The sequence below is a fragment of the Armatimonas rosea genome, from assembly GCF_014202505.1.
Taxonomy (GTDB): Bacteria; Armatimonadota; Armatimonadia; order Armatimonadales; family Armatimonadaceae; genus Armatimonas; species Armatimonas rosea.
On sequence record NZ_JACHGW010000003.1, the window covers coordinates 134848 to 155837 of the forward strand.

The 20990-nt window shown below is 64.7% G+C and carries 18 protein-coding genes; 6 read left to right on the plus strand and 12 right to left on the minus strand.

The window, feature by feature from the left end:
- The first annotated feature begins 7 nt into the window (after window positions 1-7).
- Entirely contained in the window at window positions 8-2476 is a 2469-nt protein-coding gene (locus HNQ39_RS15675; RefSeq protein ID WP_184198170.1) for a bifunctional YncE family protein/alkaline phosphatase family protein, read from the plus strand.
- Here HNQ39_RS15675 and HNQ39_RS15680 read toward each other — a convergent pair.
- From HNQ39_RS15680 to HNQ39_RS15695, 4 genes are read right to left on the minus strand one after another with little or no spacing between them, the layout of a single operon-like run.
- Window positions 2442-3728 carry a S8 family serine peptidase gene (locus HNQ39_RS15680; protein WP_184198173.1) on the minus strand — a complete coding sequence of 429 codons (1287 nt, stop codon included), beginning with the start codon at window positions 3726-3728 and terminating at the stop codon, window positions 2442-2444. The genes HNQ39_RS15675 and HNQ39_RS15680 overlap by 35 nt on opposite strands.
- Before the next feature lie 7 nt (window positions 3729-3735).
- Complete coding sequence (locus tag HNQ39_RS15685) at window positions 3736-6264, minus strand: CHAT domain-containing protein (RefSeq protein WP_184198175.1); 2529 nt, start codon at window positions 6262-6264, stop codon at window positions 3736-3738.
- Between the two features lie 2 nt (window positions 6265-6266).
- Window positions 6267-6740 carry a hypothetical protein gene (locus HNQ39_RS15690; protein WP_184198178.1) on the minus strand — a complete coding sequence of 158 codons (474 nt, stop codon included), beginning with the start codon at window positions 6738-6740 and terminating at the stop codon, window positions 6267-6269.
- Between the two features lie 40 nt (window positions 6741-6780).
- Window positions 6781-7335 carry an RNA polymerase sigma factor gene (locus HNQ39_RS15695; protein ID WP_184198181.1) on the minus strand — a complete coding sequence of 185 codons (555 nt, stop codon included), beginning with the start codon at window positions 7333-7335 and terminating at the stop codon, window positions 6781-6783.
- 52 nt (window positions 7336-7387) lie between these two features.
- On the opposite strand from HNQ39_RS15695, the gene HNQ39_RS15700 reads away from it, so the two are divergent.
- Genes HNQ39_RS15700 through HNQ39_RS15710 form a run of 3 tightly spaced genes read left to right on the plus strand, consistent with a single transcriptional unit; the run spans window position 7388 to window position 8923 of the window.
- On the plus strand, window positions 7388-7870 hold the full coding sequence (locus HNQ39_RS15700; protein ID WP_184198184.1) for a hypothetical protein: 483 nt from the start codon (window positions 7388-7390) through the stop codon (window positions 7868-7870).
- A 2-nt stretch (window positions 7871-7872) separates the two neighbouring features.
- On the plus strand, window positions 7873-8160 hold the full coding sequence (locus HNQ39_RS15705; protein ID WP_184198187.1) for a hypothetical protein: 288 nt from the start codon (window positions 7873-7875) through the stop codon (window positions 8158-8160).
- 37 nt (window positions 8161-8197) lie between these two features.
- The gene (locus HNQ39_RS15710; protein ID WP_184198190.1) at window positions 8198-8923 is read left to right on the plus strand and encodes a 3-keto-disaccharide hydrolase; all 726 of its coding nucleotides are present in this window, start codon (window positions 8198-8200) and stop codon (window positions 8921-8923) included.
- On the opposite strand, the gene HNQ39_RS15715 is transcribed toward HNQ39_RS15710, so the two are convergent.
- From HNQ39_RS15715 to HNQ39_RS15735, 6 genes are all read right to left on the minus strand, one after another.
- On the minus strand, window positions 8915-9640 hold the full coding sequence (locus tag HNQ39_RS15715) for a hypothetical protein (RefSeq protein WP_184198193.1): 726 nt from the start codon (window positions 9638-9640) through the stop codon (window positions 8915-8917). The genes HNQ39_RS15710 and HNQ39_RS15715 overlap by 9 nt on opposite strands.
- A 30-nt stretch (window positions 9641-9670) precedes the next feature.
- A complete protein-coding gene (locus tag HNQ39_RS15720) occupies window positions 9671-10567 on the minus strand; it encodes a hypothetical protein (RefSeq protein WP_184198196.1) in 897 nt (298 codons plus the stop codon).
- Between the two features lie 51 nt (window positions 10568-10618).
- Window positions 10619-13171 carry a PA14 domain-containing protein gene (locus HNQ39_RS15725; RefSeq protein ID WP_184198199.1) on the minus strand — a complete coding sequence of 851 codons (2553 nt, stop codon included), beginning with the start codon at window positions 13169-13171 and terminating at the stop codon, window positions 10619-10621.
- 3 nt (window positions 13172-13174) lie between these two features.
- A complete protein-coding gene (locus HNQ39_RS15730) occupies window positions 13175-13531 on the minus strand; it encodes a hypothetical protein (protein WP_184198202.1) in 357 nt (118 codons plus the stop codon).
- Between the two features lie 108 nt (window positions 13532-13639).
- Window positions 13640-13768, minus strand: coding sequence for a hypothetical protein (locus HNQ39_RS30300; RefSeq protein WP_281380280.1), 129 nt, complete (start codon window positions 13766-13768; stop codon window positions 13640-13642).
- A 193-nt stretch (window positions 13769-13961) separates the two neighbouring features.
- The gene (locus tag HNQ39_RS15735) at window positions 13962-15311 is read right to left on the minus strand and encodes an RtcB family protein (RefSeq protein WP_184198204.1); all 1350 of its coding nucleotides are present in this window, start codon (window positions 15309-15311) and stop codon (window positions 13962-13964) included.
- Between the two features lie 69 nt (window positions 15312-15380).
- On the opposite strand from HNQ39_RS15735, the gene HNQ39_RS15740 reads away from it, so the two are divergent.
- Entirely contained in the window at window positions 15381-15695 is a 315-nt protein-coding gene (locus HNQ39_RS15740; RefSeq protein WP_184198207.1) for a hypothetical protein, read from the plus strand.
- A gap of 3 nt (window positions 15696-15698) precedes the next feature.
- Here HNQ39_RS15740 and HNQ39_RS15745 read toward each other — a convergent pair whose 3' ends face one another.
- Together HNQ39_RS15745 and HNQ39_RS15750 are read right to left on the minus strand one after the other, a co-directional pair.
- Window positions 15699-17378 (minus strand): S8 family peptidase, encoded by a 1680-nt coding sequence (locus HNQ39_RS15745; protein ID WP_184198211.1) that lies wholly within the window; start codon window positions 17376-17378, stop codon window positions 15699-15701.
- 13 nt (window positions 17379-17391) lie between these two features.
- Window positions 17392-19119: a S8 family peptidase gene (locus HNQ39_RS15750; protein WP_184198215.1), complete on the minus strand. Its 1728-nt coding sequence runs from the start codon at window positions 19117-19119 to the stop codon at window positions 17392-17394.
- 112 nt (window positions 19120-19231) lie between these two features.
- Here HNQ39_RS15750 and HNQ39_RS15755 point away from each other — a divergent pair, with 112 nt between their 5' ends.
- Window positions 19232-20947 (plus strand): family 10 glycosylhydrolase, encoded by a 1716-nt coding sequence (locus HNQ39_RS15755; RefSeq protein ID WP_184198218.1) that lies wholly within the window; start codon window positions 19232-19234, stop codon window positions 20945-20947.
- Window positions 20948-20990 lie beyond the last annotated feature (43 nt).

The window sequence follows — 20990 nt, forward strand, 5'->3', positions numbered from 1 at the left end:
TCGGGGCATGATAAGCAAACGCACCCTGGCTCTGAGTGGAGCCCTGATCCTTGGCACGAGCACGGCGCTGGTCGCGCGGCAGCGGCTGGATATCCTCAAGGGCGGCTCGCTGCGGCTGGCGGCGACGGGCTGGACGATCTCTCCCGTGGGGTCGGCACATGCGACGATGGGGGACACGCTGCTCTCTGCGGCGCTTCGGCCCGATGGCCAGCTCCTTGCGGTGACCAATGGCGGCGGCGCGGCACACGGGGTCAGCCTGATCGACACGGCGACCGGGGCGCTGAAGCAGCAGGTGAAGTTTGGGCGAACCCACGCGGGGCTGGTCTGGTCGCCCGATGGTGGGACTCTCTTTATCTGTGGCGGGAACTCCGGGCTGATCCAGGTCTTGACCAAGCAGGCCGATGGCAGCTACGCGCCCGGAGCGCCGCTGACCGTGCTCGACACCAAGCCCATTGCGGCGGGGACAAAGAAGGCAAAGCGCCAGAGCGGGGTCTATCTGGGGGGAATTACCCTGGCTCCCAGTGGCAAGCGCCTCTACGCCGCCGATCTCACGAGCGATACGATTGTCGCGCTGAATACCGATGGCACGGAGAAGATCGAGCGGGAGCTAGAGGACGGCGCAAGGCCGGGGGCGCTGAGGCCGACCGCGGACGGAAAGTATCTCCTCTGTGCGCTCTGGGGCAAGGCGCAGGTGCTGGTGCTGGATGCGGCGACCCTGGAGACCAAGCGGACCCTGAAAGTGGGGGCGCATCCCAACGACCTCCTGCTCGCCTCCGATGGCCGGCTCTTTGTCTCGTGTGGCAACGACGACTCGGTCTATGTGTTTGACTTTGCCAACCTCGATGTCTCGGCGTCGGTGCGCGATGAGGACTCGCCGCAGCTGGAGAAGATTGTCACGCGCCTGCCTCAGCAGAGCTCGCCGGGGGCTACGCCGTCGTCGCTGGCGCTCTCCCCCGACGAAAAGACCCTCTATGTCGCCTGCTCGGATATCAACGCGGTCGCCGTGATCGCCACCGAGCGCCGGGGCGGGAGCAAGGTCGCTGGGTTCATTCCCACCGCACACTACCCGACCACGGTGACGGTCTCCAGTGATGGGAAGAAGCTCTTTATCGGCAGTAGTAAGGGAGTCGGTACGGGGGCAAACCCCAGCGAGAAGCCCGACCCCGAGTACGCCCGCGGCTTTTCGTATATCCTGAGCCTGCTCAGTGGCGTGGTCTCCACGGTCCCGACCCCCGATGCCAAGCAGCTCGCCGACCACACGCGCAAGTGCCTTGCCAATGTCCCCAAGGTCCGCGAGCCCAAGCCCGGCAGTAGCGCGATTCCCAGCAAGCTCGGGGAGAGGTCTCCCATTGAGCACGTGCTCTACATCATCAAGGAGAACCGCACCTACGACCAGGTGCTGGGCGACCTGGGCAAGGGCAACGGCGATAAGAGCCTCTGTCTGTTCGGCGAGGATGTCACCCCCAACCACCACGCGCTGGCCCGTGAGTACGTCACGCTGGACAACCTCTACTGCTCTGGCGAGGTGAGTGTGGACGGCCACCACTGGAGCAACGCGGGGATTGTCCCGGACTTCATGCAGCGCACCTGGCCCGCGCAGTACGGCGGCAAGGGCGCACCCCCGCTCAATGGCGGCGACTCGGGCGACCCGCTCTCGATGACACCGTCGGGGAAGATCTGGGACGCCTGCCAGCGCGCTGGGGTGAGCTACCGGACCTACTACTACCACACCAAGAAGAACCAGAGCGAGGAGTGGGCCGCCGCCCGTGCCAAGGGCGAGCGCGACTCCAAGGCCGCCGATATCTTTATCCGTGAGCTGGCCGAGTTTGAGAAGAACAACAACCTCCCCAAGTTCATGGTCATGGCGCTCTCCGAGGACCACACCCGGGGCGCGACCGCGGGTGCGTTTACCCCCAAGGCCTCGGTGGCGTCCAACGACCAAGGAATCGGCAAGATTGTGGAGGCGTGTAGCAAGAGCAAGTACTGGAGCAAGCTGGCGATCTTCATTATCGAGGACGATGCCCAGAACGGCCCTGATCATGTCGATGCCCACCGAACTGTGGGGCTGGTGGTCTCGCCCTACACCCGCTTGGGGCGCGTGGACTCGACTTTCTACACCACCTGCTCGTTCTTGCGCTCGATGGAGCTGATCCTGAACGTGCCGCCGCTCTCGGTCTTTGATGCCAGTGCCACCCCGCTCTGGGCCAGCTTCGGCACCAAGCCCGACACCACTCCCTACACCTGCCGCCCGCCCAAGATCGACCTGAATGCCAAGAACCCCGGCGGCACGAGCGAGGCCAAGGAGTCGGCGGAGCTGGACCTCGACGAGCCCGACCACCTCGACCAGGCCGAGGAGCAGACCCTCAATAAGGTGATCTGGGAGAGTGTCAAGGGCAAGGGCGTCCCTTACCCCGGCCCGACCCACCGGTTCCTGGGGATGTCTACGGCTTCACCGCAAGCGCCCCGGGGATATTGAGCACGCCCTTGCCGATGCGCCCGGCGTAGCTGGGGTTGACACTGTCCACCGAGCGCGCGCTCTTGGTGAGGGCATCGCCCACTTTATCGGCGGGCAGGCTCGGGCTGGCGGCGCGGACCAGCGCGGCGGCACCGGAGACAAACGGTGCCGCAAAGCTCGTGCCGGACCACGTGGCAAACCCGCCGCCGATATAGGTGCTACGGATAGCGGTGCCCGGGGCGGAGAGGGCGACATGGGAGCCGTAGTTGGAGAAGCTGGACTTCTGGTCGGTGCTATCCACGGCGGCGACTGCGATCGCATCGCTGAAGCCGGCGGGGTAGTCGCGCTGCTCCTTGCCGGCGTTGCCGGCGGAGGCGACAACCACGACCCCGGCTTTGCGGGCATCCTGGATTGCATTCTGCAGGGTTCGTGAGGCCGTGGGGGTTCCAAAGCTCAGGTTGACCACGCTCGCGCCGTGGGAGACCGCCCAGCGCAGCCCCCGGACCACGTCAAAGACCGTCCCGGTGCCGTCGGCGTTGAGCACCCGCACCGGCATGATCCTGGCATCGGGGGCGACCTGTGCAATCACGCCCGCGACCATGGTCCCGTGGCCTCGCGCCTGGTTCTGGGAGCCGTCGGCACTATCGTCGGGGGCGGCTGTGGGGGTGATGGCGTTGTAGCCCGTGGTCAGGTGCCCACTGAGCGTCGGGTGGCTCGCCTCGACCCCCGTATCGAGCACCGCAACCGTCACGGAGCTGCTACGGCGGACACTGCGCGAGACGCTCAGCCCGACTTGCAGGCTTGGGTTGGGGTTGACCGTCGACGCACCGTAGTTGCTCGACAGCGAGACATAGCTACTATCGGAAGTGCCGACAAAGTCAAACGGGACATGGATCGGGTCGCCGGTGACACTCCCGCCCTCGGGGCAGCGCACGCCGTCGTCGGGCTCCGCATCGGTGAAGCGGGGGTCCTTGAGCATCCGCGCTGTGAGGCTCCCCCGGTCCTCGTGGTCGTCGTCGCGCTGCCGGAACTGGTAGAGGCTGCCGTCGGACTCGCCATCCGCGAGGGTGAGGCCGTACTCACGTGCGAGTGCCGCAGGGTCGACCCCGGGCTGGAGCCGTAGGACAATCCCCCGAGCCAGCGCGCTGTTGGGCGAGGGAGTCGGAGACGGGGTGGGCGTGGGGCTTGTCGTGCCGCTGCTTCCGCCGCAGCCTTGGAGAGCGAGGCTCACCAGTGCGAGCCCCAGGAGTGCAAATGCTGATCTCGTCATCATGTCTTGATTATCCACTTCCTAGCAAGCAAAACGCTGCCCAGTAGTACGGGTGCGGACGCTGCCTCTGGAGGGCTTGTTGCGCCGCCCGTAGTGCTCCCGCAGGGGATCTTCCCTCGGCGAGCCGTTCGTAAAAATCCGCCATCAGGGTCGCCGTCGCTGCATCGTCGGCGGGCCAGAGGCTCGCGGCCACCCGCTGTGCCCCCGCCGCCAGAAAGCCGCGCACCAGCCCAAAAGGCTCCTCTCCCGCCCCGATCTGCGCCACGGCGGTCTGGCAGGCCGAGAGGGTCACCAGGTCCGCGTCGAGGCGCAGCCCGTAGAGGTCCCGTGCGAGCAGCCAGCCATCGGCGAGCTGTAGGCCCGAGAAGAGCGGGTTGTCCTGGCGGAAGAGCGCGTGGGTGGCCAGGTGCAGGATCGCCTTCCCCGCACTCGCCGCCTGGACTGCTTCGAGGGTCGCCGCGCTCCCCGTCAGTGTCGTCACCCCCGTGAGACACGGGGTAATTGCTTCGACTTCCGCTTGGGCCTGCTCGGTTCCCACGCTGGGGAGGCTGACTAAGAGCGCGGGGCCGGTGCGTAGGGTCGAGCTTGCCCTGCGCTGGGAGAGCGTGTGCCAGACCGCCGCACTGGGCGTGACCACGAGTTCATGACGGTCCAGAAGATAGGCAGTGCCGTCGTGTAGGGCGGCGAGGGGCAGGCCGTGGAGGGGACCGGTGGGAACGACGATCAGCCGCTCGGTGCGAATCTTCTCCGCGAGCGGGCGAAAGCTGAGGTCGTAGAGCTGCCCTAGGACCGCATCCAGCTCGGTCTTGAGGGCGGGCGCGAGGAGGGGACGAAGGCTGGGAGCGCCGGCCATCTTTTGCAGGTGGTAGCGGAAGCGGCGCGCGGCGTGCTGGAGCTCGGTGAGGGAGGCGAGGTGGGGGACAGCGCTCAGGCGCTCCCGCTCCAGAACAAACGCCCCAAGGCTCTGGCCGAAGCGCCCGTAGACCAGGAGGGTCTCGTCGGGGGCGAGGGCTGCCTGGAGGCTCGCGAGGTCCGGGAGGGTGCTCTGAAAGATGCTCTGGGGGAGGAGCTGGGAGAGCTCACTCTGGCGGAGTGCCTGGGCGTAGGCGGACTCCAGCTGCGAGAGATCGCGGGCGACCAGGCCATGACGCTGGGGCTCGCTGGGGTCTTGAGGGAGAGTCTCGCGGTAGGCGCGGCTGAGCTCGGCGCGGAGGGTCTCCAGGGCGGGGCTCGACGGTAGCTGGGTGGCGACCGCGAGGACACGCTCTAGCAGCAGGCGGGAGCGGGAGCGCTCGGTGACCGTGAGGGCCTCGGCGAGCTCGCTCTCGGTGGAGACGCCTTGGAGCAGCAGGCTCGCCAGCTCCCCGTAGACCGCCTCTTTATCGGAGAGGAAGGCGACATGGAGCTCCTCGGGGGCGATCCCGGCACGGAGGCTCTCCAGCGCGCTCACGCTACGGCGTAGGTGCTCCAGGGCTTGCGTGCGATCGGGGGCTTGCAGACCCAAGGCGCGCTCGGCGCGGCTCTCCAGCCAGACCCGACCCGTGGTGCGTGCGAGCGCTGCGACCTCTTCCAGGCCCTCCCCCAGGACCAGCTGCGCCTCCGCGACCCAGCCGGGGAGCTGTGCGGCGGCGAAGCCGTCGCGTGCGGCCTCTGCTGCCTGTCGTGCCTCGTCGGTGCGGCCCTGGCGCTGGCGCAAGAGGGCGCGCAGGAGCTGGACATGGGCCTGTTGTACTGCATTGCCCTGCGCCACAAAGAGCGCCTCGGCCTCGGTGAGCCGCGCCTCGGCATCGTCGTTGCGCCCCTGCTGGGCAAAGACCGCCGCCTGCCCCAGCGCGCCCCGAGCACGGTCGTAGTCGAGGGGGAGCTGGTCGAAGATCGCCCGCGCGCTCTCGTAGTGGGCCAGTGCCTCGGGGAGCAGGTTGAGGGCGCGGTAGGTCTCGGCCAGGTCGATCGCGGCGCGTGCCTGCTCGTGCTCGGCGGCCTCTTGCTGAAACGTCTCTCGCGCCTCAGTGAGCAGGGCCAGCGCACGGGCGTAGCGGCCTGCACTGACACTGAGAAACCCCAGGTTGGTGGTGACAACCGCGGCATCGAAGGCGGAGCCCAGGGTCTCGTAGCACTCTCGGGCCAGGGCATAGCGCCCCTCGGCCTCGTCGGCGCGGCCCAGGTAGGTCAGCGCGATCCCGGCATTGACCGCGAGGCCTGCCTGGAGGCGCGGGTCGGAGTCGAGGCCGCTTGCCTTGTCGTAGCAGGCGAGAGCGGCGCTGTACTCGTCCCGGCGCAGGTGGAGGCTCCCTAGGTTCCCCAGGACGCGGGCGGCATCGCGTGGCGGGAGCTGCGGCTGTAGTGTCTGGGCCAGGGCAATGGCCTCGTCGTAGCGCCCCAGCATGCCAAGGCTGTCGATCTCTCCGATCCGCACCTGCGCGGCCCGGAGCGTCTCGCCGGCGTCGGTTGCCTCTTGTACGGCGCGCGCAAAGGCAAGGAGCGCGTCTTCGTGGCGACCCTGTTGCCGGAGCGAACGCGCCTCCGCCAGCGCGTCCATGGCTACCCGCCTACCTCGATCTCGGGGAGGAGGATATCGGTGTCGAGCAGGGCGCAGCGGAGGGCGTAGGTGCCGGGCGCGACCGCCGCGATATGGAACTCGCTCCCTTCCTGACGCGCGTCTTGCTCCGGGCTCTGTGCCGAGAGAAGAGTCACGGTGGTGGGAATGAGCGGCCCGCTGACCTTGTCGTAGACCTGCCCAATGAGATAGCGGCTGGTGCCGGCATCGGCCTCGTCCCAGAGCGTGATCAGGTGGCTATCGGTCTCGTAGAGGCGCTGCTGTGCCTCGCCGCCACGCGCCGTCGCGAGCGGCTGACCGCCGGAGACAAGGCGTGCCAGGAGCGACGGCCGGCTGGGCTTGGGGAGCATGCGCGCCAGCCCCAGAGCAAAGCCGACAGCGTCCTGCGACGGCCGCGGCTCTTCTGCCAGCGCTCTTCGCAGGGTTGTCTCTAGCCACTCATCCGTGAATTTTTCCATAACCTCTCAACAGAACCCGCAGGGGTGCCGGAAAATACACCTACGGCTCCAGCTCCTCCCACTTTTTTTTCAGCCGCTCCAGGCAGCGTGCGCGCTGTGGCCCGATACTGCCCACGGGAATCCCCAGCTGCTGTGAGACCTCGGCGTAGGGCGCGGCTTCCTCGGCGTAGAGCAGGCCCAGTAGCTTCTGGCACCTCTCCGGCAGCAGCTCCAGCGCCTGCCGCACGAGCTGCGCTTGCTCCGCCTGTAGTAGGTCTTCTTCCGGGAGCCGCGCATCGGCGAGGGCCTCGGCATCTTCCAGGCCCGTGGTGGGCTTGCGTCGGAGCAGCCGCAGGCCCTCCTGTCGCGCGACTTGTGCGATCCAGCCCGCCAGGCGCTCGGTGTCGCGTAGCTCGCTCAGGTGCAGGCAGAGCTTGAGGCTGACATTTTGAAAGATATCCTCGGCATCGGCCTGCCCAAAACCCATACGCAGCGGAATGTGAAAGATCAGCCGCTGGTAGCGCAGGATCAGAGCCTCCCACGCCGCCGCCTCCCCGACAAGGCACGCCGCCACCAGCTCATTGTCCGAGCGCTCTTTCCAGTCCCGCTTCCACATCGGTTTGTTATATCAAATTTACGAACGGAGGGTGTTAAACCGATAAAGAGGCATGAAAGAACGCTGGCAGTTGGAGCTGGATCGTGCCGCGGCGCGGGATGCTTGGGAGCCGCGGTTGCACGCGCGTCATGGGGAGCCGTTTGTGGACTGGGCGCTCTGGCTTCTGGAGCAGGGAGTGACTGACGAGAGCGTGCAGATTCTGGCGGTTCTGCGCGGGCCGCTGAGCCGCTGGGAGGTCGAGAGCTCTCTGCGGCGTGTGCTCTTTGCCTTGGGGCTGGAGGCTCCCAACCCGGAGCGCTTTCCCTATGAACAGACGTGTGATCTGGCTCGGCGGACGATTGCCGGCGAACTCTCCCCGCAGGCCGGACTCGCCGCGATCTACCGGGAATGGAAGCGCCTCGACTACGATCCTGCTCTGAAGATTTGTTACGTGATGGAAGAGAAGCTGGAGCCGACCGATAGTCTGGAGGCGATTCTACCAGAGCTTCAGGTGCTACTCGCGACGCTTTCTGAGCCGTCGCGGGGGGAGAGGTAGGGATGAAGACGGCGACACCCTGGTGGCAGTATTTTCCCAAAAAAAGTGCGCTGTTGCCGAGTGAGCCGGGGCGGCGGGACTCTCCTGATCCGACCCTGACACCCGGAACGTGGGTGCGGCTACGGGGGAAACCTGAGCGGGCACGGCGGGTGCTACGGGTGGAGTGGCACTACTACCGAAGGCAGTTTGTCTATATCGTGGAGACCCGTCGCTACTTTGATGCCTACTGGTTCGCGGAGCAGCTTGTCGTGGTGCCACAGGACGTTTTGAAGGCAGAGGGGTTACAATAGTCTCCCGAGGACTCGTTGTCCGGGTATAAGGAACGCCATGAAAGACACGATAAGAACGCCGCTCGCCGCGCTAGGGGTGCTTCTCTGCGCCCTCTGCGCCAGCGCACAAGAGAAGCCGCACGCGGGCTCGACTCGGGGAGTGATTGACATCAACAAGACGGGCAGGCCGGCGGATGCGATCTCGTTGATCGGGGAGGCGGGCTATGCGCTTGTCCCCGAGAAAGAGGCGCCCACGCGCTGGGTCTTTGAGAAGGGGGTGCTCACCGCCCCACAGGGCTGGGAGAGCCTCGTGACCAAAGACACCTACCGGGACTTTCGCCTGCATGTCGAGTTCAGTGTCAATGAGGTCAAGGATGTCGCCGATCCCGAGAAGAACGGCAACTCGGGGATCTATATTCAGCAGCGCTACGAGATCCAGATCCTCAACTCCTACGGGGTCGCGGAGAAGGACTACAAGGCCAGCTATGGCGGCAGTGTCTACCAGCTCAAGAAGCCGGATCGGCTGGTCAGCAAGAAGGCGGGCGAGTGGCAGAGCTACGACATTGTCTTTCGGGCGGCTCGCTTCACGGGGGAGACAAAGACGGAGAACGCGCGGGTGACGGTCTATCAGAACCAGCAGCTGATCCACGATGACTACGCGATTCCGCGCAAGACGGGCGCGGGGCAAAAAGAGGGCCCGGAGCCTCGGCCGATTCTGTTTCAGGGGCACAACAACCCCGTGCGCTTTCGCAATACCTGGATTCAGCCGCTCACGCTAGACTAGAGAGCCCTGAGTCGCAAGCGCAAGCCCCGCGTTGTCGCTGAGCCCGAGCGGCGGGTAGCCCAGGCTCGTAGCGGCGCTATCGCCAAAGAGCGCCGCGACAACCACGGGCATGTTGGCAGTGGGGGTATCTAGGAGCGGCGTGAGAATCTCGCAGGTGTAGGCGAGCTCTTCGGGATCGAGTGTCGGGAACTGAGTCTGGGCGGCGGCTTCGTGCTGGAGAACCTCTCGGAGCGTCGTCGGGTCGCCGTGGGTGAGGACATGGAGGGCACGGTGGAGCGTGGTGCGGGTGGCTTCGACCACCGCTTCAGCACTTGGTGTGCCGCTGGTCCAGAGCATCACCGAGAGCCAGCCCAAGCGCCGGAGTGTCGCCGCTAGCTGGGTGCGGAGCTTGTACTCGTAGTCAGTGCGGTTTGTCCAGCCGCCCTTGGCATCGTCCACCAAGACCAGTGAGACACGGAGCGCGGCGTCGGTGGGGAGCTCTGCCAGCGTCTCCTCGGCGAGGCGCTCGGCGTCAATCTCAGGGGCGAGATACGCTTCCAGGAGTGCGTTGCAGTGCGCCTTGCCCATCGGGTTCATCGCCATCAGCGGTGCGACGTCGATAGCGTCGCCGGTCTCGTTGACCATGGTCTTGAGATAGCTCTGGAAGCGCTCGGTGCCACGGGGGAGCGTGTAGAGCTCCAGCTGCTTCTGGAGGAGCGGGACGTACGTGAGTGACATGCTTCACTATCGCACCAGACAGCACACTTGTTAACGAAGCTGCTGGAGAAGCGCATCGAGTGCGCGGCGAACCGCCGCGAGGGTGTCTTGGTCGCTCGGGCGGAGGGGGGCAAAGGCGCTCTGGTAGCTCTGGGCAAGGCTCTGGTAGAGCGGGGTGAGACGCTCCCGGTGCTCGTCGGGGATGGCGCGGTAGAGAGCGCTCACTCCCTCCAGCTGGCTCGTGAGCTGCTCCAGAGCAAAGGTACGCGGTACGGGCGCGAGGGCGAGTGCACGGGTAAGTCCCTCGCTCAGCTCCTGTTCCCGCTCGCTGTCCGAGAGCTGCACCAGCCCCTGAAAGTCGCGCTGGAGCCGATCGTAGCGCGTGGCATCGTCGGTGACGCGCCCCGCCGGTGCGCCCCCTTCCAGCCGAACACGCACCTCCCAGCGGGTCTGAGTACGCTTGGCGAGTGTGTCGAGAACCCGAATGAGCGGCTCCTGCTGGAAGCGCAGCTTGAGGGGAGGCAGGCTCTCCGGGCCTTCAAAGAGCAGCCCCTGGCGGCTCCCAAAGGCGGCGAGCGTGAGGGGGAGATCACGCTGCGTCGTGACCGTGCGGTCTAAAAAGAGCGGCAGGCGGCGCTCACGTGGGGGCAGGGAATCGGTGGGAATGAAGCAGTAGCGCACCACAAGGCGTGCCGAGGTCTGGCGGGTGAGCGAGAGAAGCAGGCGCTCGGGGGAGAGGGGGCGTCCCTCTTGCGTGACGGGGAGCTTGCCTGTGGCCTCATCGGCGGTGAGCTGCGCGGCCACCAAGGGCTCCAGCGCCGCGAGAACCTCACGCAAGGGCTGGCTTGTCACGGGCGCGAGACGGAGCTGGCGCTCGGGGGTGACACGCACGGATATTGGGGGCTGGGGAGCTGTCAGCGCGAGGGCACAGAGAAAGACAGAGACCATAAAAACAGAGCTTTCCAGGCCGGGGTGGGTGCCCCGGCCTGTTGGGGGAGGTTAGTTGATGTAGAGCTGCTCTTTGGGGATAATCTGCCGTGGCTGAAGCGCGTGCTCCCACTCCAGCTTGAGGGTCGCCCCGCCCGAGCTGTCGTAGTACTCCACCGTGACCGCGTACTTCTGCCCCGCCACCAGGGTGATCGTCCCCGCGTTCTCCGTCGGCCCGTGGTCGGTCCAGTTATTGACCAGCTGCTGCCCATTGACCCAGAGCCGAACGCCATCGTCTGAGGTGGTGGTAAACGTGTAGACTCCCGAGTAGCGGGGCTGCACAAAGCCACTCCAGCGCGTGGAGAAGCCATCGACATTGACGCCTGGGGCCAGTGCGGTCGTGACCCAGCTAAAGTCGATTCCCGGCTCCACCCGGGTGACAATAGGTGTCCCCGTGAGGGTGAGGTTGTTGAAGTACTGCGCCGTCAGCCCGGTTCCCGTCCCCGGTCCGACCGAGCCACTGGGGGTCACGCTGGCGACATTGGTCGTTGCCAGGACGGTCGTCCCACTGAGTGCCTGGACACGGTAGTAGTAGGTCGTCCCATTGGTCCGTCCGGTATCCGTGGCGCTGGTTGCCGTGAGCCCCGAGACGACTGTCGTGAAGGGGCCTGCTGCGGCGGTGGCACGCTGGAGGGTGTAGCTTGCCGCACCTGGGTAGGGAGTCCAGCTCAGGCTCGCCTGCTGGTTTCCTGCAGTGCCGCTGAGAGTAAAGGCCACGGCGGCGGGGTAGAGAGCGCTGGCAGGGACGATCTGCTGGGCTTGGCCGGGGTAGCTCCAGAACAGCTGCGCGATCGCACCGCCCCCGTTCTCGTAGTACTCCAGCTTGATGTCGTAGCGCTGCCCCGCGGTGAGTGTGAGTGTCCCGGAGTTGAGGGTCGGGCCATGGTCGGTCCAGTTATTGATGAGCTGCTGCCCGTTGACCCACAGCCGGATACCGTCGTCGGAGTTGGTGGTGAAGGTGTAGCTGCCGCTCACCGGCGCTTGGACCTGGCCGCTCCAGCGGGTGGAGAAGCCATTGATCCCGAGCCCGGTTCCGGGTGCGCCGACTCCCCAGTCAAAGTTGACCGTCGCATCCACACGGGTGAGGGTGGGCGCGCCGGTGAAGCTGTAGTTGTAGTTGGTGAAGTACTCGCCGCGCAGGCCGGTGCCGGTGCCGGGGACATACTGCGGATCGACCCGCACCATCTTGGCGACTGAGGGGACGCCGGAGCTGTTGAGGACAAAGAGCATGTAGTAGCCCGGGGGCATGTTCACCACCGTGCTGGGCGTGGTGGCGGTCACCTGGCCGGTCTGCTTGGTGAAGCTCAGCTTGACAATGCGCTGGTCGAAGTTGTTGGAGTGGGTCACCGACGAGAGCTTGACCAGGTTGACGGCGGAGATTCCGGTGGCATCGGGGGTCTGGACCACGAAGCTCTGGTTCATTCCCACCACACTGGGAGCACTGGTGATCGTGGGACGCGCACCTTTGAAGAGATACGGGGGCGAGTAGAGCTCCATGCTGAGGTTGTTGTCGCCGCCCGATGAGAGCACGCGGCCATCGGGGAGCAGGACGGTGGTGGAGTGGTACCAGCGGTTGCCGACCATACTAGCCAGCGCGGTGAACTGCTCCGTGGCCGGGTCCCAGAGCTCGGCGGTGAGAACGGGGGTGGTGAGGTTGTTAAAGCCCGCCCCCGATGTCCCCCCCGTGATCAGTACCTTGCCATCGGGGAGGAGTAGGCAGTTGGCCTGCCGCCGCGCCGTCCCCAGCTGCCCGACCGCACGCCAGGTGGGCGCAGCCTGGTTGAGGTCGATCACCTCGGCCGAGCGGGTGGGTGGGTCGCCGCCGCCACCGTAGAGAATCTTGCCGGTCTCGTACTGGCAGTAGAAGCCGTAGTCGCGGTTGCCAAAGGTCCGGTTGCCGACATTGCTCCAAGCGCCCGTCCCCGCCGTGTCCAGGTACTGCGACATCTGGTTGGGCCCGAGCATGAAGAGCTTGCCATTGGGTGCGGGGACGATATCCGGGTAGAGGGGGACGATCTGGCGGGCGGTGGTGAGGTCGCGCCAGGTGCCGTTGGAGTAGACCTGGGGCAGGTCGTTGTGGGTGGAGGTCGTGCCGTAGGTTCCCGCCATCACCACCACATCGCCGCTTCCTAGCATCACGGAGCTGGGGTACCAGCGCCCGGCGTTCATATTGGCCTTGCGGGTGTAGGTATTGGTAAAGGGATCATAGACACTGGCGTAGGGGAGGCCGTCGCCGTCTTGGGTGTTGTGTCCGCCCAGGATCAGCAGGGTGCCGTCCGGGAGGAAGTTGTGCGACGAGCAAAACTCTTCGTAGCCGGGGCCGTTGATGGCGGCCAGCGTGTTGGTGGTCGGGTCGTAGAGGCGCGGCTGGGTGCCCTCGGGGGTGCGGGTCCAGAATAGCACCTTGCCCGTGGGGAGCATTGCGCTGTGGATCGAGCGGATCGGCCACTGCTGGAGCGGCCCCCACTCACCCAGCACGTTGGTCTGCGCGAGCGCGGTGCGGGGGAGTAGCGAGGGAGCGGCAAGGAGGCAGAGAGCCGCACCCATGCGGAGAAGACGAGACATGGTCTAGGGGGTTCCTTTCGAGAGGGGGGACGAGAGGGGGGAGAGGAGGCGCACCTCCAGCTGTCCGGCACGGAGCGGGCCGGTGACGGTAACGGGCTTGCCGACAAGGGTTTGGAGGCGTGCGTAGGTGCTCCGCTCGGAGTCGAGGAGGGGTGCGGCGCACTTGCCCTTGGTGTCCCACTGGACTTTCTGGGTCAGCGGCACCAGGGGCAGGCGCTCGCCGGTCTTGCGGCTCACCAGCCAGAGCGTCTCGCCCTGCTTCTGAACCGTTCCTACGACACTCAGCTCGATGCCGTAGAGATGAGCACCGATCTGGAGCGTGTCTTCCAGGTAGGTCTTGATCGCTTTTTCACTGGGCACACGGCCCGACGTCAGCGTCAAGGTTGCCGTCGAGGTCGCAAAGTCGGCGGTCTGGGGTACGTTGGCTACGCCTGACAGGCGTAGGAGTCCTTCACGGACATTGGGCCATCACGCCGCGAGCCCGTAGGGGCAGTTCATCTGAATCCCCAGCGTCATCGCGGTGACCTCTGCCCGGCCAGGGCGGCCCAGCGATAAGAGAGAGAGTGTGGCTACAAAAACAAAGAAAAGGTGTCGCATGTGCTCAAGTGGACGCAATTTTAATGCCACGCCCTCATGAACGAGGGGGGCTCCGCTTCGCTTCTGGCATCCTGCCACAAAGTCGCTCCGCGACATCCCATCTCATGTCGCGGAGCGACTGTGCGGCGCTTGCGCCAGAAGCGAAGCGGGCCGGTGTCGTCCATGACACCCAGCACCTGAGCAGACACCCGCTTTAATCCACACCCTTGATGCTGGCAATGGGGGTGAGCGTGGTCTCGACCGTGGCAAGATCGGCGGCGACCACGGCGTCGATCACGTCCTTGGCGGGCTTGTAGACATCGGGGGACTCGTCGATGGGGACATTGCCGCCAGCGTTGACCAGGACATTGAGTGCCTTCATCTGGCGGTTGACACCGCTCTGGGTGAGGCTCTGCTTGGCGGCACCGCGGCTCATCTTGCGCCCGCAACCGTGGTTGACACTCCAGAGCGCGTTGGCGGCCCCGGGGCGGGCGCGCAGGATGTAGCTCTTGTCGCCCATCGAGCCGGGGATGAGCACGGGGTGGCCGGTGGTCTCCCACTTGGTCCCGACCAGCTCCGGGTGGCCTGCGGGGTAGGCCCGGGTCGCGCCTTTTCGGTGTACCCAGGCATCGTCGCCGTCCGGGGTTTTCTCCGGCTGTGCGAGGTTGTGGCTGATCTCGTAGACCAGCTCGGGCTCCTTGCCAAAGACCCGCCGAAACGCCGTGCCGATCTGCTCCCAGAGAAAAAGTCGGTTGGCGATCGCGAAGTTTGCCCCGGCGGAGACCGCATTCTTGTAGCCCCACCAGAGCTTGGAGTCGGGCTTGATGTAGGTCGCCTCCACCCCCAGACCGCTACGGTCCTTGACCTCGTCACGGGCGGCGTACATGTAGTGCTGTGCTAGCTGGAACCCAAAGCCGCGCGAGCCCGTGTGCACCATCACCCAGAGGTAGCCGTCTTGGTCGTACTGGAGCTCGGCGAAGTGGTTCCCGCCCCCCAGGCTCCCCAGCTGCCCGATCCCGCGGTTGAACGCCCGCTCGGGTGCCTCCCAGCCATCATCGACCGGCAGAAAGTCCCGCTCGGAGTTCTCCCGCTCGTAGCCTAGGGCGGCGGCACCGGTGCGGATGATCTCCTGAAACTGCTTGTTTGAGACAGAGATGCTGCCGCGCTGCCCAACCCCGAGGCCAATGCGCCGCATCACTTCCTCGCTGAACTTGCGCCGGAGCTTCTCATCGAGTCCCTTGGTGTGGGGCACATCGGACTTGAAGCAGAGGATGCCGCAGCCAATATCGAAGCCAATCGGGGCGAGGAGCAGCGTACCATCGGTGGCGACCACGCAGCCGACGGGGACACAGTTACCGACATGGGCATCGGGGGTAAGCACGAGGTCCTTGACACCGGGGTAGGTGGCGGCCCAGGCGAGCTGAGAAAACACGGATTCTTCTAGCTGCCCGAAGAGTTTTTCGGTGAAGAAGAGACGTGCAGGTTTCTCTAGCCCCAGCTCACGCAGGTCGAGGGTATAGTAGCCACCACTCTCATGGCGGCAACAGGCGTCTTTGTAGCTCATACGGCACCATATCGCCCATTAATGGTACAGTGGTAAAGGTTTTAAGATTTTTACCGTGGGGACAAAAGAATGAACTCTGCTCAGCGTCTATTGCGTAGCTCTGTTGTCGCTCTGGTCTTGCTTCTGGTGGCGTTTCCGCCCTATGTCATTCGCGAAGATGTGAACGGAGCTCGCTGGGTCACCTTTGGGCCGATCTGGCAGCCACCGTATCCCGAAAAAGCGAATGCCCTTCCCACGCAGCCGTACCGCGCGGAAGGGCATCCGGAGCTCTTTCTAGTGCTGGTCGAGATCGGGATGATCTGGATGGCTTCCAGCTTTCTCTACGAGCGTTTTGGCAAGCAGGCCTTCGACCGTGCCAAGTACCCCGAGTACTACCGCCCGTAGGGTTTACTCTCCCCGAATCGCCTTACTGCTGAGATCAACCGTGTTGGTATTGGTTCCCCAGATCACCTGGTTGCTCCAGACCGCACTGCCCCAGATCACCTGGCTGGCATTGAGGATATTGGCACTGGTTCCCCAGATCACCTGGTTGCCCCAGACCACCTTGAGGTTATTGACCCCATTGACCCCCCAGATCACCTGAGTGCCCCCGAGCATGCTACTGGTATTGATGTAGACATTGCCAGCGCCATCCTGGTAGAGGTTGGGGCTCACGGCGGGGGCGGTGGCCACGGCGGTGCTCTGGATGGCGTTGTAGATATTGAGCATCCCCGCGCCATAGGAGCAGGGATCGGTGTAGAGGCCGCCTTTATCGCTCACTTTGTCGGCGGAGAGCATGAGGCGTGCCTTGATCGTGTCGGGGGTGAGCCAGGGCTCTTTCTCCAGCAAGATCGCCGCCGCCCCGGAGACTACCGGAGCCGCCATCGAGGTCCCGGAGAGCCGGAAGTAGAAGCGCGAGCTGGTATCGCGGCCGGTCTTGTACTCGGTCTGCTTGACCGCGTTGGTTGCACCGTAGGTTGTCGCGAGATAGCTGGTATTTGAGAGAGTGGAGATCACTTGGTTGCCGGGGGCGACAAGATCAGGCTTGAGGATAAAGTCGAGGCGGCTGGGGCCACGGCTGGAGTAGGTCGCGAGCTTATCGTTGGCCCGGTTGCCATCGACATTCTTGACCGCTCCAACCGTGATGACATACGGGTCGTTGCCCGGCGACTGGATCGAGCCGTAGTTGATCCCGTAGCCCTCGTTGAGCTGGCCCGCTTGCGCCGTATCGCTCTGGCGCCCCGTATTGCCCGCGGCACAGACCACGACAATTCCGGCCTTCCACGCGGCCTCGACAGCCTGGCAGAGCGGGTCGGTCTTGTAGCTCTCCCCAACAGGGTGCCCAAGCGAGAGGTTGAGGATGCGAATATTGAGCGCGGTCTTATTGGCGATCACCCACTGGATCCCCGCGATCACATCGGTGACACTGCCTTGGCCCTTGCCATCGAGGACCGTGACATCCACCAGGTAGGCTCCCGGTGCGACTCCGTAGAACGTGCGGAAGCTGCCTGGCCCCGACGAGGCACAGCCAAAGCCGGCGATAATGCCCGCGACATGGGTCCCGTGGCCGCAGGGATCCTCCGTATTGCCACTGGCGTTGAAGTTGGCATTGGCGATCACACCGCCTGCCATATCGGGATGGTTGTCCTTGATCCCGCTGTCCAGCACCGCCACATTGACTCCCCAGCCGGCGTAGCCAAAGTCGTTCCAGACCGCCTTAGCATTGGAGTGCTCGGTGATGAACTCATCGCTTTTCTTGACAGTCGTGTCGGCGGAGAGGTGCTCCACAAACGGGAGGGCGGCGAGGGCCTTGAGGTTCCGGGTCGGAAGCCGCACCCCCGCTGAGCCGATCAGCTCCAGGTTGCGGTAGGTGTCTGCTTGGAGCGCCGTGAGCTGCTGGCGCTGGTTGCTATCGAGCTTGCCGGAAAACTTCACCACCACCGAGGTCCAGCCCGCACTCTGGTTAGAGGCACGAGCCAGTACAGGACGGAGGAAGCTATCGGCCTTGGTGAGCTCTGTCTGTGCTCGTGCCCCACTGGCGAGCAGGGGCAAGAGTGTCAGGGCAGCTAGAGAGAGTCGATTTCGCATGGGAGTCTCTTTCCTAGCTCTCACCAAAGATCGCGGTACTACTCAGGTCGGCAGCGGTGCTATTGGTTCCCCAGATCGCCATATTGCCCCAGAGCGCTTGGTTTCCCCAGATCGCCTGGGTACTGTTGACCGTAAAGCCCCAGATCGCCTTGTTTCCCCAGATTGCCTGGACCCCCCAGATCGCTTGCACGCCCCAGATCGCCTGGTAGCTGGTGACACTCTGAACCCCCCAGATCGCGCGGGTGCTTCCCACCGCGCCCCAGATCGCACGGTTTGGGTCGACCAGCATGACACCTGTGGTGCCGGACTTCAGGAGAGGAGGGCTCAGAGCCGCCACCGTGGTCTTGACACTCTGGCCCAGTGCCGCGGGAATATTGAGCAGGCCCGCGCCGTAGGTGCAGGGATCGCTCCAGAGCTTGTCGGCGGAGAACATCAGGCGCGCCTTGACGGTGTCGGGGGTGAGGGTCGAGTCTTTCTGGAGCAGAAGTGCTGCTGCCCCTGCAACTACCGGAGCCGCCATCGAGGTCCCCGAGAGGTAGAAGTAGCGCAGAGAGTCGTCGGAGGACCCAACATTCAGGTAGGTGTTCCAGGGCAGAGCGTTGGTGGCCGCGTAGGCCTGGCTGAGCGTGTTGTAGCCCAGAGCGGAGTTGAGGCTGATAACACGGTTGCCGGGGGCGACCAGATCGGGCTTCATCACATTGTCGATGCGGCTAGGCCCCCGGCTGGAGTAGGTGGCGATCTGGTCGAGCAGGCGGCTGTTGAAGTTGTTCTTGACCGCCCCGACCGTGATGACATAGGGATCGTTGCCTGGCGAGGTGATCGAGCCGTAGTTACTGCCGTAGCCCTCGTTGGGTTGCCCGAGCTTCGCGACCCCATTCAAGCGGCCCTCGTTTCCTGCGGCACAGACCACGACAATCCCCGCCTTCCACGCGGCCTCGACAGCCAGGCAGAGGGGGTCGGTCTTGTAGCTCTCCCCGACTTCATGGCCGAGGGAGAGGTTCAGGACACGAATATTGTTGCCATTGAGGTCTTTGTTGGTGATCACCCACTGGATCGCAGCGATGGCGTTGCTGACCTTCCCCTCGCCATTGTGATCGAGGATGCGGACATTGATGATCTTAGCCTCCGGCGCGATCCCATAGAACGTCCGGAAAGCCTTGGTGCCGGACGAGGCGGAGCCATCGCCGGCGATAATGCCTGCGACATGGCTCCCATGCCCACAGGGGTCTCCCGCCTTGTCCTCACCGGCAAAGTCGGGTGACGAGACGATGCGCGACTTTAGGCCATCGAGGAGGTCGGGGTGGAGGGGAGCGACTCCGCTATCCAGAACCGCGACCCCCACGCCCGTTCCCTTGAAGCCGTAGCTCCACGCCACATCGGCTCCCGAGTGCCCAACCGTGAACTCATCCGTTTTCCTGACCGTGACATCGGCGGAGAGGCGCTCCACAAACGCAAGAGCACTCAGGGCGGTGAGTTTGCGCGCGGGGATACGGAGCGCCACAGAGTGGACCAGCGGGAGGTGGCGGTAGATATCTCCTCCCAGGGCCTTGAGCTGCGCCTCTTCGGCAGCACTGACTCCCTGTGGCGAGCGGACAATCACCGAAGTCCACCCCGACGACTGCGTGCGCCTTGCCTGGAGAAACGCATCCGTCTTTGGAGCCTGACCCCACGAGGAGGAAGTGATGAGGGAGAGGAGGGTAGTAGTAAGTAGCGAGCTTCGATAGATTTTTAGTTTGCGCATCGTTTTTCCTGCCAATTGTTTAATTTCTGGCTGGTACTTAAGATGCGCTTGTCCTGAATTGACGATAAGCCGGTAAAATAACTTGTTTATAAACGGGGTAACATAGTAAATAATGATATCTTTTGTCACACTAACGCAGCAAAGCCTTCCCTTCCCTCAGCTTCCCTCCGTCGTCCTTGATGAGCCCAACACGGGCTACGGCCTCGCGCAGCAGCTCTGCCGTGAGCGAAAGGCGCAGGGGCGGCTCCTCTGGGTGGACGCAACCGCCAATATCGACCGGGTCAATACGGCGGAGAAGATCCAGGTGCTGGTCGCGAAGATCAAGAGCGTGGGCTTCAATACCATTGTCTTTGATGTGAAGCCGATCTTGGGGGAGACACTCTACCCGAGCAAGCTGGCACCCAAGCTCACGGAGTGGGTGCGGCCCTGGGCGACCTACAAGCTCCCCGCTGACTTTGATCCGCTGAAGGTGATGAGCACGGAGTGCCGCAAGCAAGGGCTAAGCCTGATTGTCGCCTTCAATGCCTTCTCCGAGGGGCACCGTGAGTTCCCCAAGAAAGGCCTCGCGGTGGCAAAGCCCGAGTGGCAGACGGTCCTCTACGAAAACACCGTGGCGATCGAGGGAAATACGCTCGGGGAGAACCTTCAGATACTCACCGATACCGCCAAGCTCCCCAAGCTCACTCCCGAGAGCTACGCCGTGGCGCTGGACAAAGACGGTAAGCTGGTCGCGCTGTTTGAGGGCGCGGCACTGGCGGCGCTGACCCCTAAGACGAGCGAGGGGGGGGCGTTCTTGCTGGCCGTGGGGAAGGACGAGGCGGCGTGGCTGCGGAGCAAGAAGCTCGGGGAGAGCCTGCAGCCGACCGTGACGCCGCGTTTTGCGAGGCTAGGGGAGATGGCGCAGCGCCAAGTTCCGCTGATGACCAACCCCCACCACCCCGACGTCCGCCAGCGCTTGCTGGACATCCTCACCGAGGTGGCGAGCGGCTACGATATCGACGGCGTGATCTTCGATGACCGCCTGCGCTACGCCGCCCTCAACGCGGACTTCTCCGACTTGGCGCGCAAGGACTTTGAGGCCTGGCGCGGCCAGCCGGTGGAGAGCTGGCCCCAGGATATCTTCCGCTGGGAGGTAGCCTGGCCCACCCTGGAGCGGCGCTGGGCGGTCCCCGGCCCGCTCTACGAGCAGTGGCTGGTCTTCCGGGCCCAGACCCTCAAGCGCTTTGTTAGCGATGCGGCCCGGACCGTGAAGGCGGTCAAGCCCGGCCTCTGCTTTGCAACCTATGTCGGCTCCTGGTACCCGGACTACCCGGAGCTGGGCGCAAACTGGGCCGCCGACGATCTCCAGGCCGGCCTGCACTTCCTCAGCGATAGCTACCGTGCCACGGGCTGGGCGGGGCTGACCGACTTTATGGTCACGGGCTGCTACTACAAGATTCCCACACTGCGGGATGCGCTCACCCTCGGGCGAAATATCGGCGATACGGTGGAGGCAGCCGGCCAGTTCTCCAACCGAGCGGTGGGGGACGCCACTTTTGTCTACGCCGGCATCTCTCTGGAGCACTACAAGGGCCGCCCCGAAGAGCTCAAGCGCACCCTCCAAGCCGCCTGCGCCACGACCCAGGGGATCATGTGCTTCGACCTCTCCCACGATATCGAGCCGCTCTGGCCGCTCTTCACCGAGGCCTTCAAGACGCCCCTGCCCGCGCCCCACACCCTCCCCGGCCTCCTCCCCGAGCTACGCCGCCGCCGCGAAAAGAAAAAAGCCAGCGGAAAGCCCGAGCCCCCCGTGATCCTCTACCGAGGCACATCGGGGACCGGATTTTAGCGTTTATCCTCAAGATCTAAGGCCGTCTTGCCGATACTTTCAC

Coding starts and splice junctions, on each gene's coding strand:
- HNQ39_RS15675 (WP_184198170.1), top strand. CDS start 8: ATGATAAGCAAACGCACCCTGGCTCTGAGTGGAGCCCTGATCCTTGGC.
- HNQ39_RS15680 (WP_184198173.1), bottom strand. CDS start 3,728: ATGATGACGAGATCAGCATTTGCACTCCTGGGGCTCGCACTGGTGAGC.
- HNQ39_RS15685 (WP_184198175.1), bottom strand. CDS start 6,264: ATGGACGCGCTGGCGGAGGCGCGTTCGCTCCGGCAACAGGGTCGCCAC.
- HNQ39_RS15690 (WP_184198178.1), bottom strand. CDS start 6,740: ATGGAAAAATTCACGGATGAGTGGCTAGAGACAACCCTGCGAAGAGCG.
- HNQ39_RS15695 (WP_184198181.1), bottom strand. CDS start 7,335: ATGTGGAAGCGGGACTGGAAAGAGCGCTCGGACAATGAGCTGGTGGCG.
- HNQ39_RS15700 (WP_184198184.1), top strand. CDS start 7,388: ATGAAAGAACGCTGGCAGTTGGAGCTGGATCGTGCCGCGGCGCGGGAT.
- HNQ39_RS15705 (WP_184198187.1), top strand. CDS start 7,873: ATGAAGACGGCGACACCCTGGTGGCAGTATTTTCCCAAAAAAAGTGCG.
- HNQ39_RS15710 (WP_184198190.1), top strand. CDS start 8,198: ATGAAAGACACGATAAGAACGCCGCTCGCCGCGCTAGGGGTGCTTCTC.
- HNQ39_RS15715 (WP_184198193.1), bottom strand. CDS start 9,640: ATGTCACTCACGTACGTCCCGCTCCTCCAGAAGCAGCTGGAGCTCTAC.
- HNQ39_RS15720 (WP_184198196.1), bottom strand. CDS start 10,567: ATGGTCTCTGTCTTTCTCTGTGCCCTCGCGCTGACAGCTCCCCAGCCC.
- HNQ39_RS15725 (WP_184198199.1), bottom strand. CDS start 13,171: ATGTCTCGTCTTCTCCGCATGGGTGCGGCTCTCTGCCTCCTTGCCGCT.
- HNQ39_RS30300 (WP_281380280.1), bottom strand. CDS start 13,768: ATGCGACACCTTTTCTTTGTTTTTGTAGCCACACTCTCTCTCTTATCG.
- HNQ39_RS15735 (WP_184198204.1), bottom strand. CDS start 15,311: ATGAGCTACAAAGACGCCTGTTGCCGCCATGAGAGTGGTGGCTACTAT.
- HNQ39_RS15740 (WP_184198207.1), top strand. CDS start 15,381: ATGAACTCTGCTCAGCGTCTATTGCGTAGCTCTGTTGTCGCTCTGGTC.
- HNQ39_RS15745 (WP_184198211.1), bottom strand. CDS start 17,378: ATGCGAAATCGACTCTCTCTAGCTGCCCTGACACTCTTGCCCCTGCTC.
- HNQ39_RS15750 (WP_184198215.1), bottom strand. CDS start 19,119: ATGCGCAAACTAAAAATCTATCGAAGCTCGCTACTTACTACTACCCTC.
- HNQ39_RS15755 (WP_184198218.1), top strand. CDS start 19,232: ATGATATCTTTTGTCACACTAACGCAGCAAAGCCTTCCCTTCCCTCAG.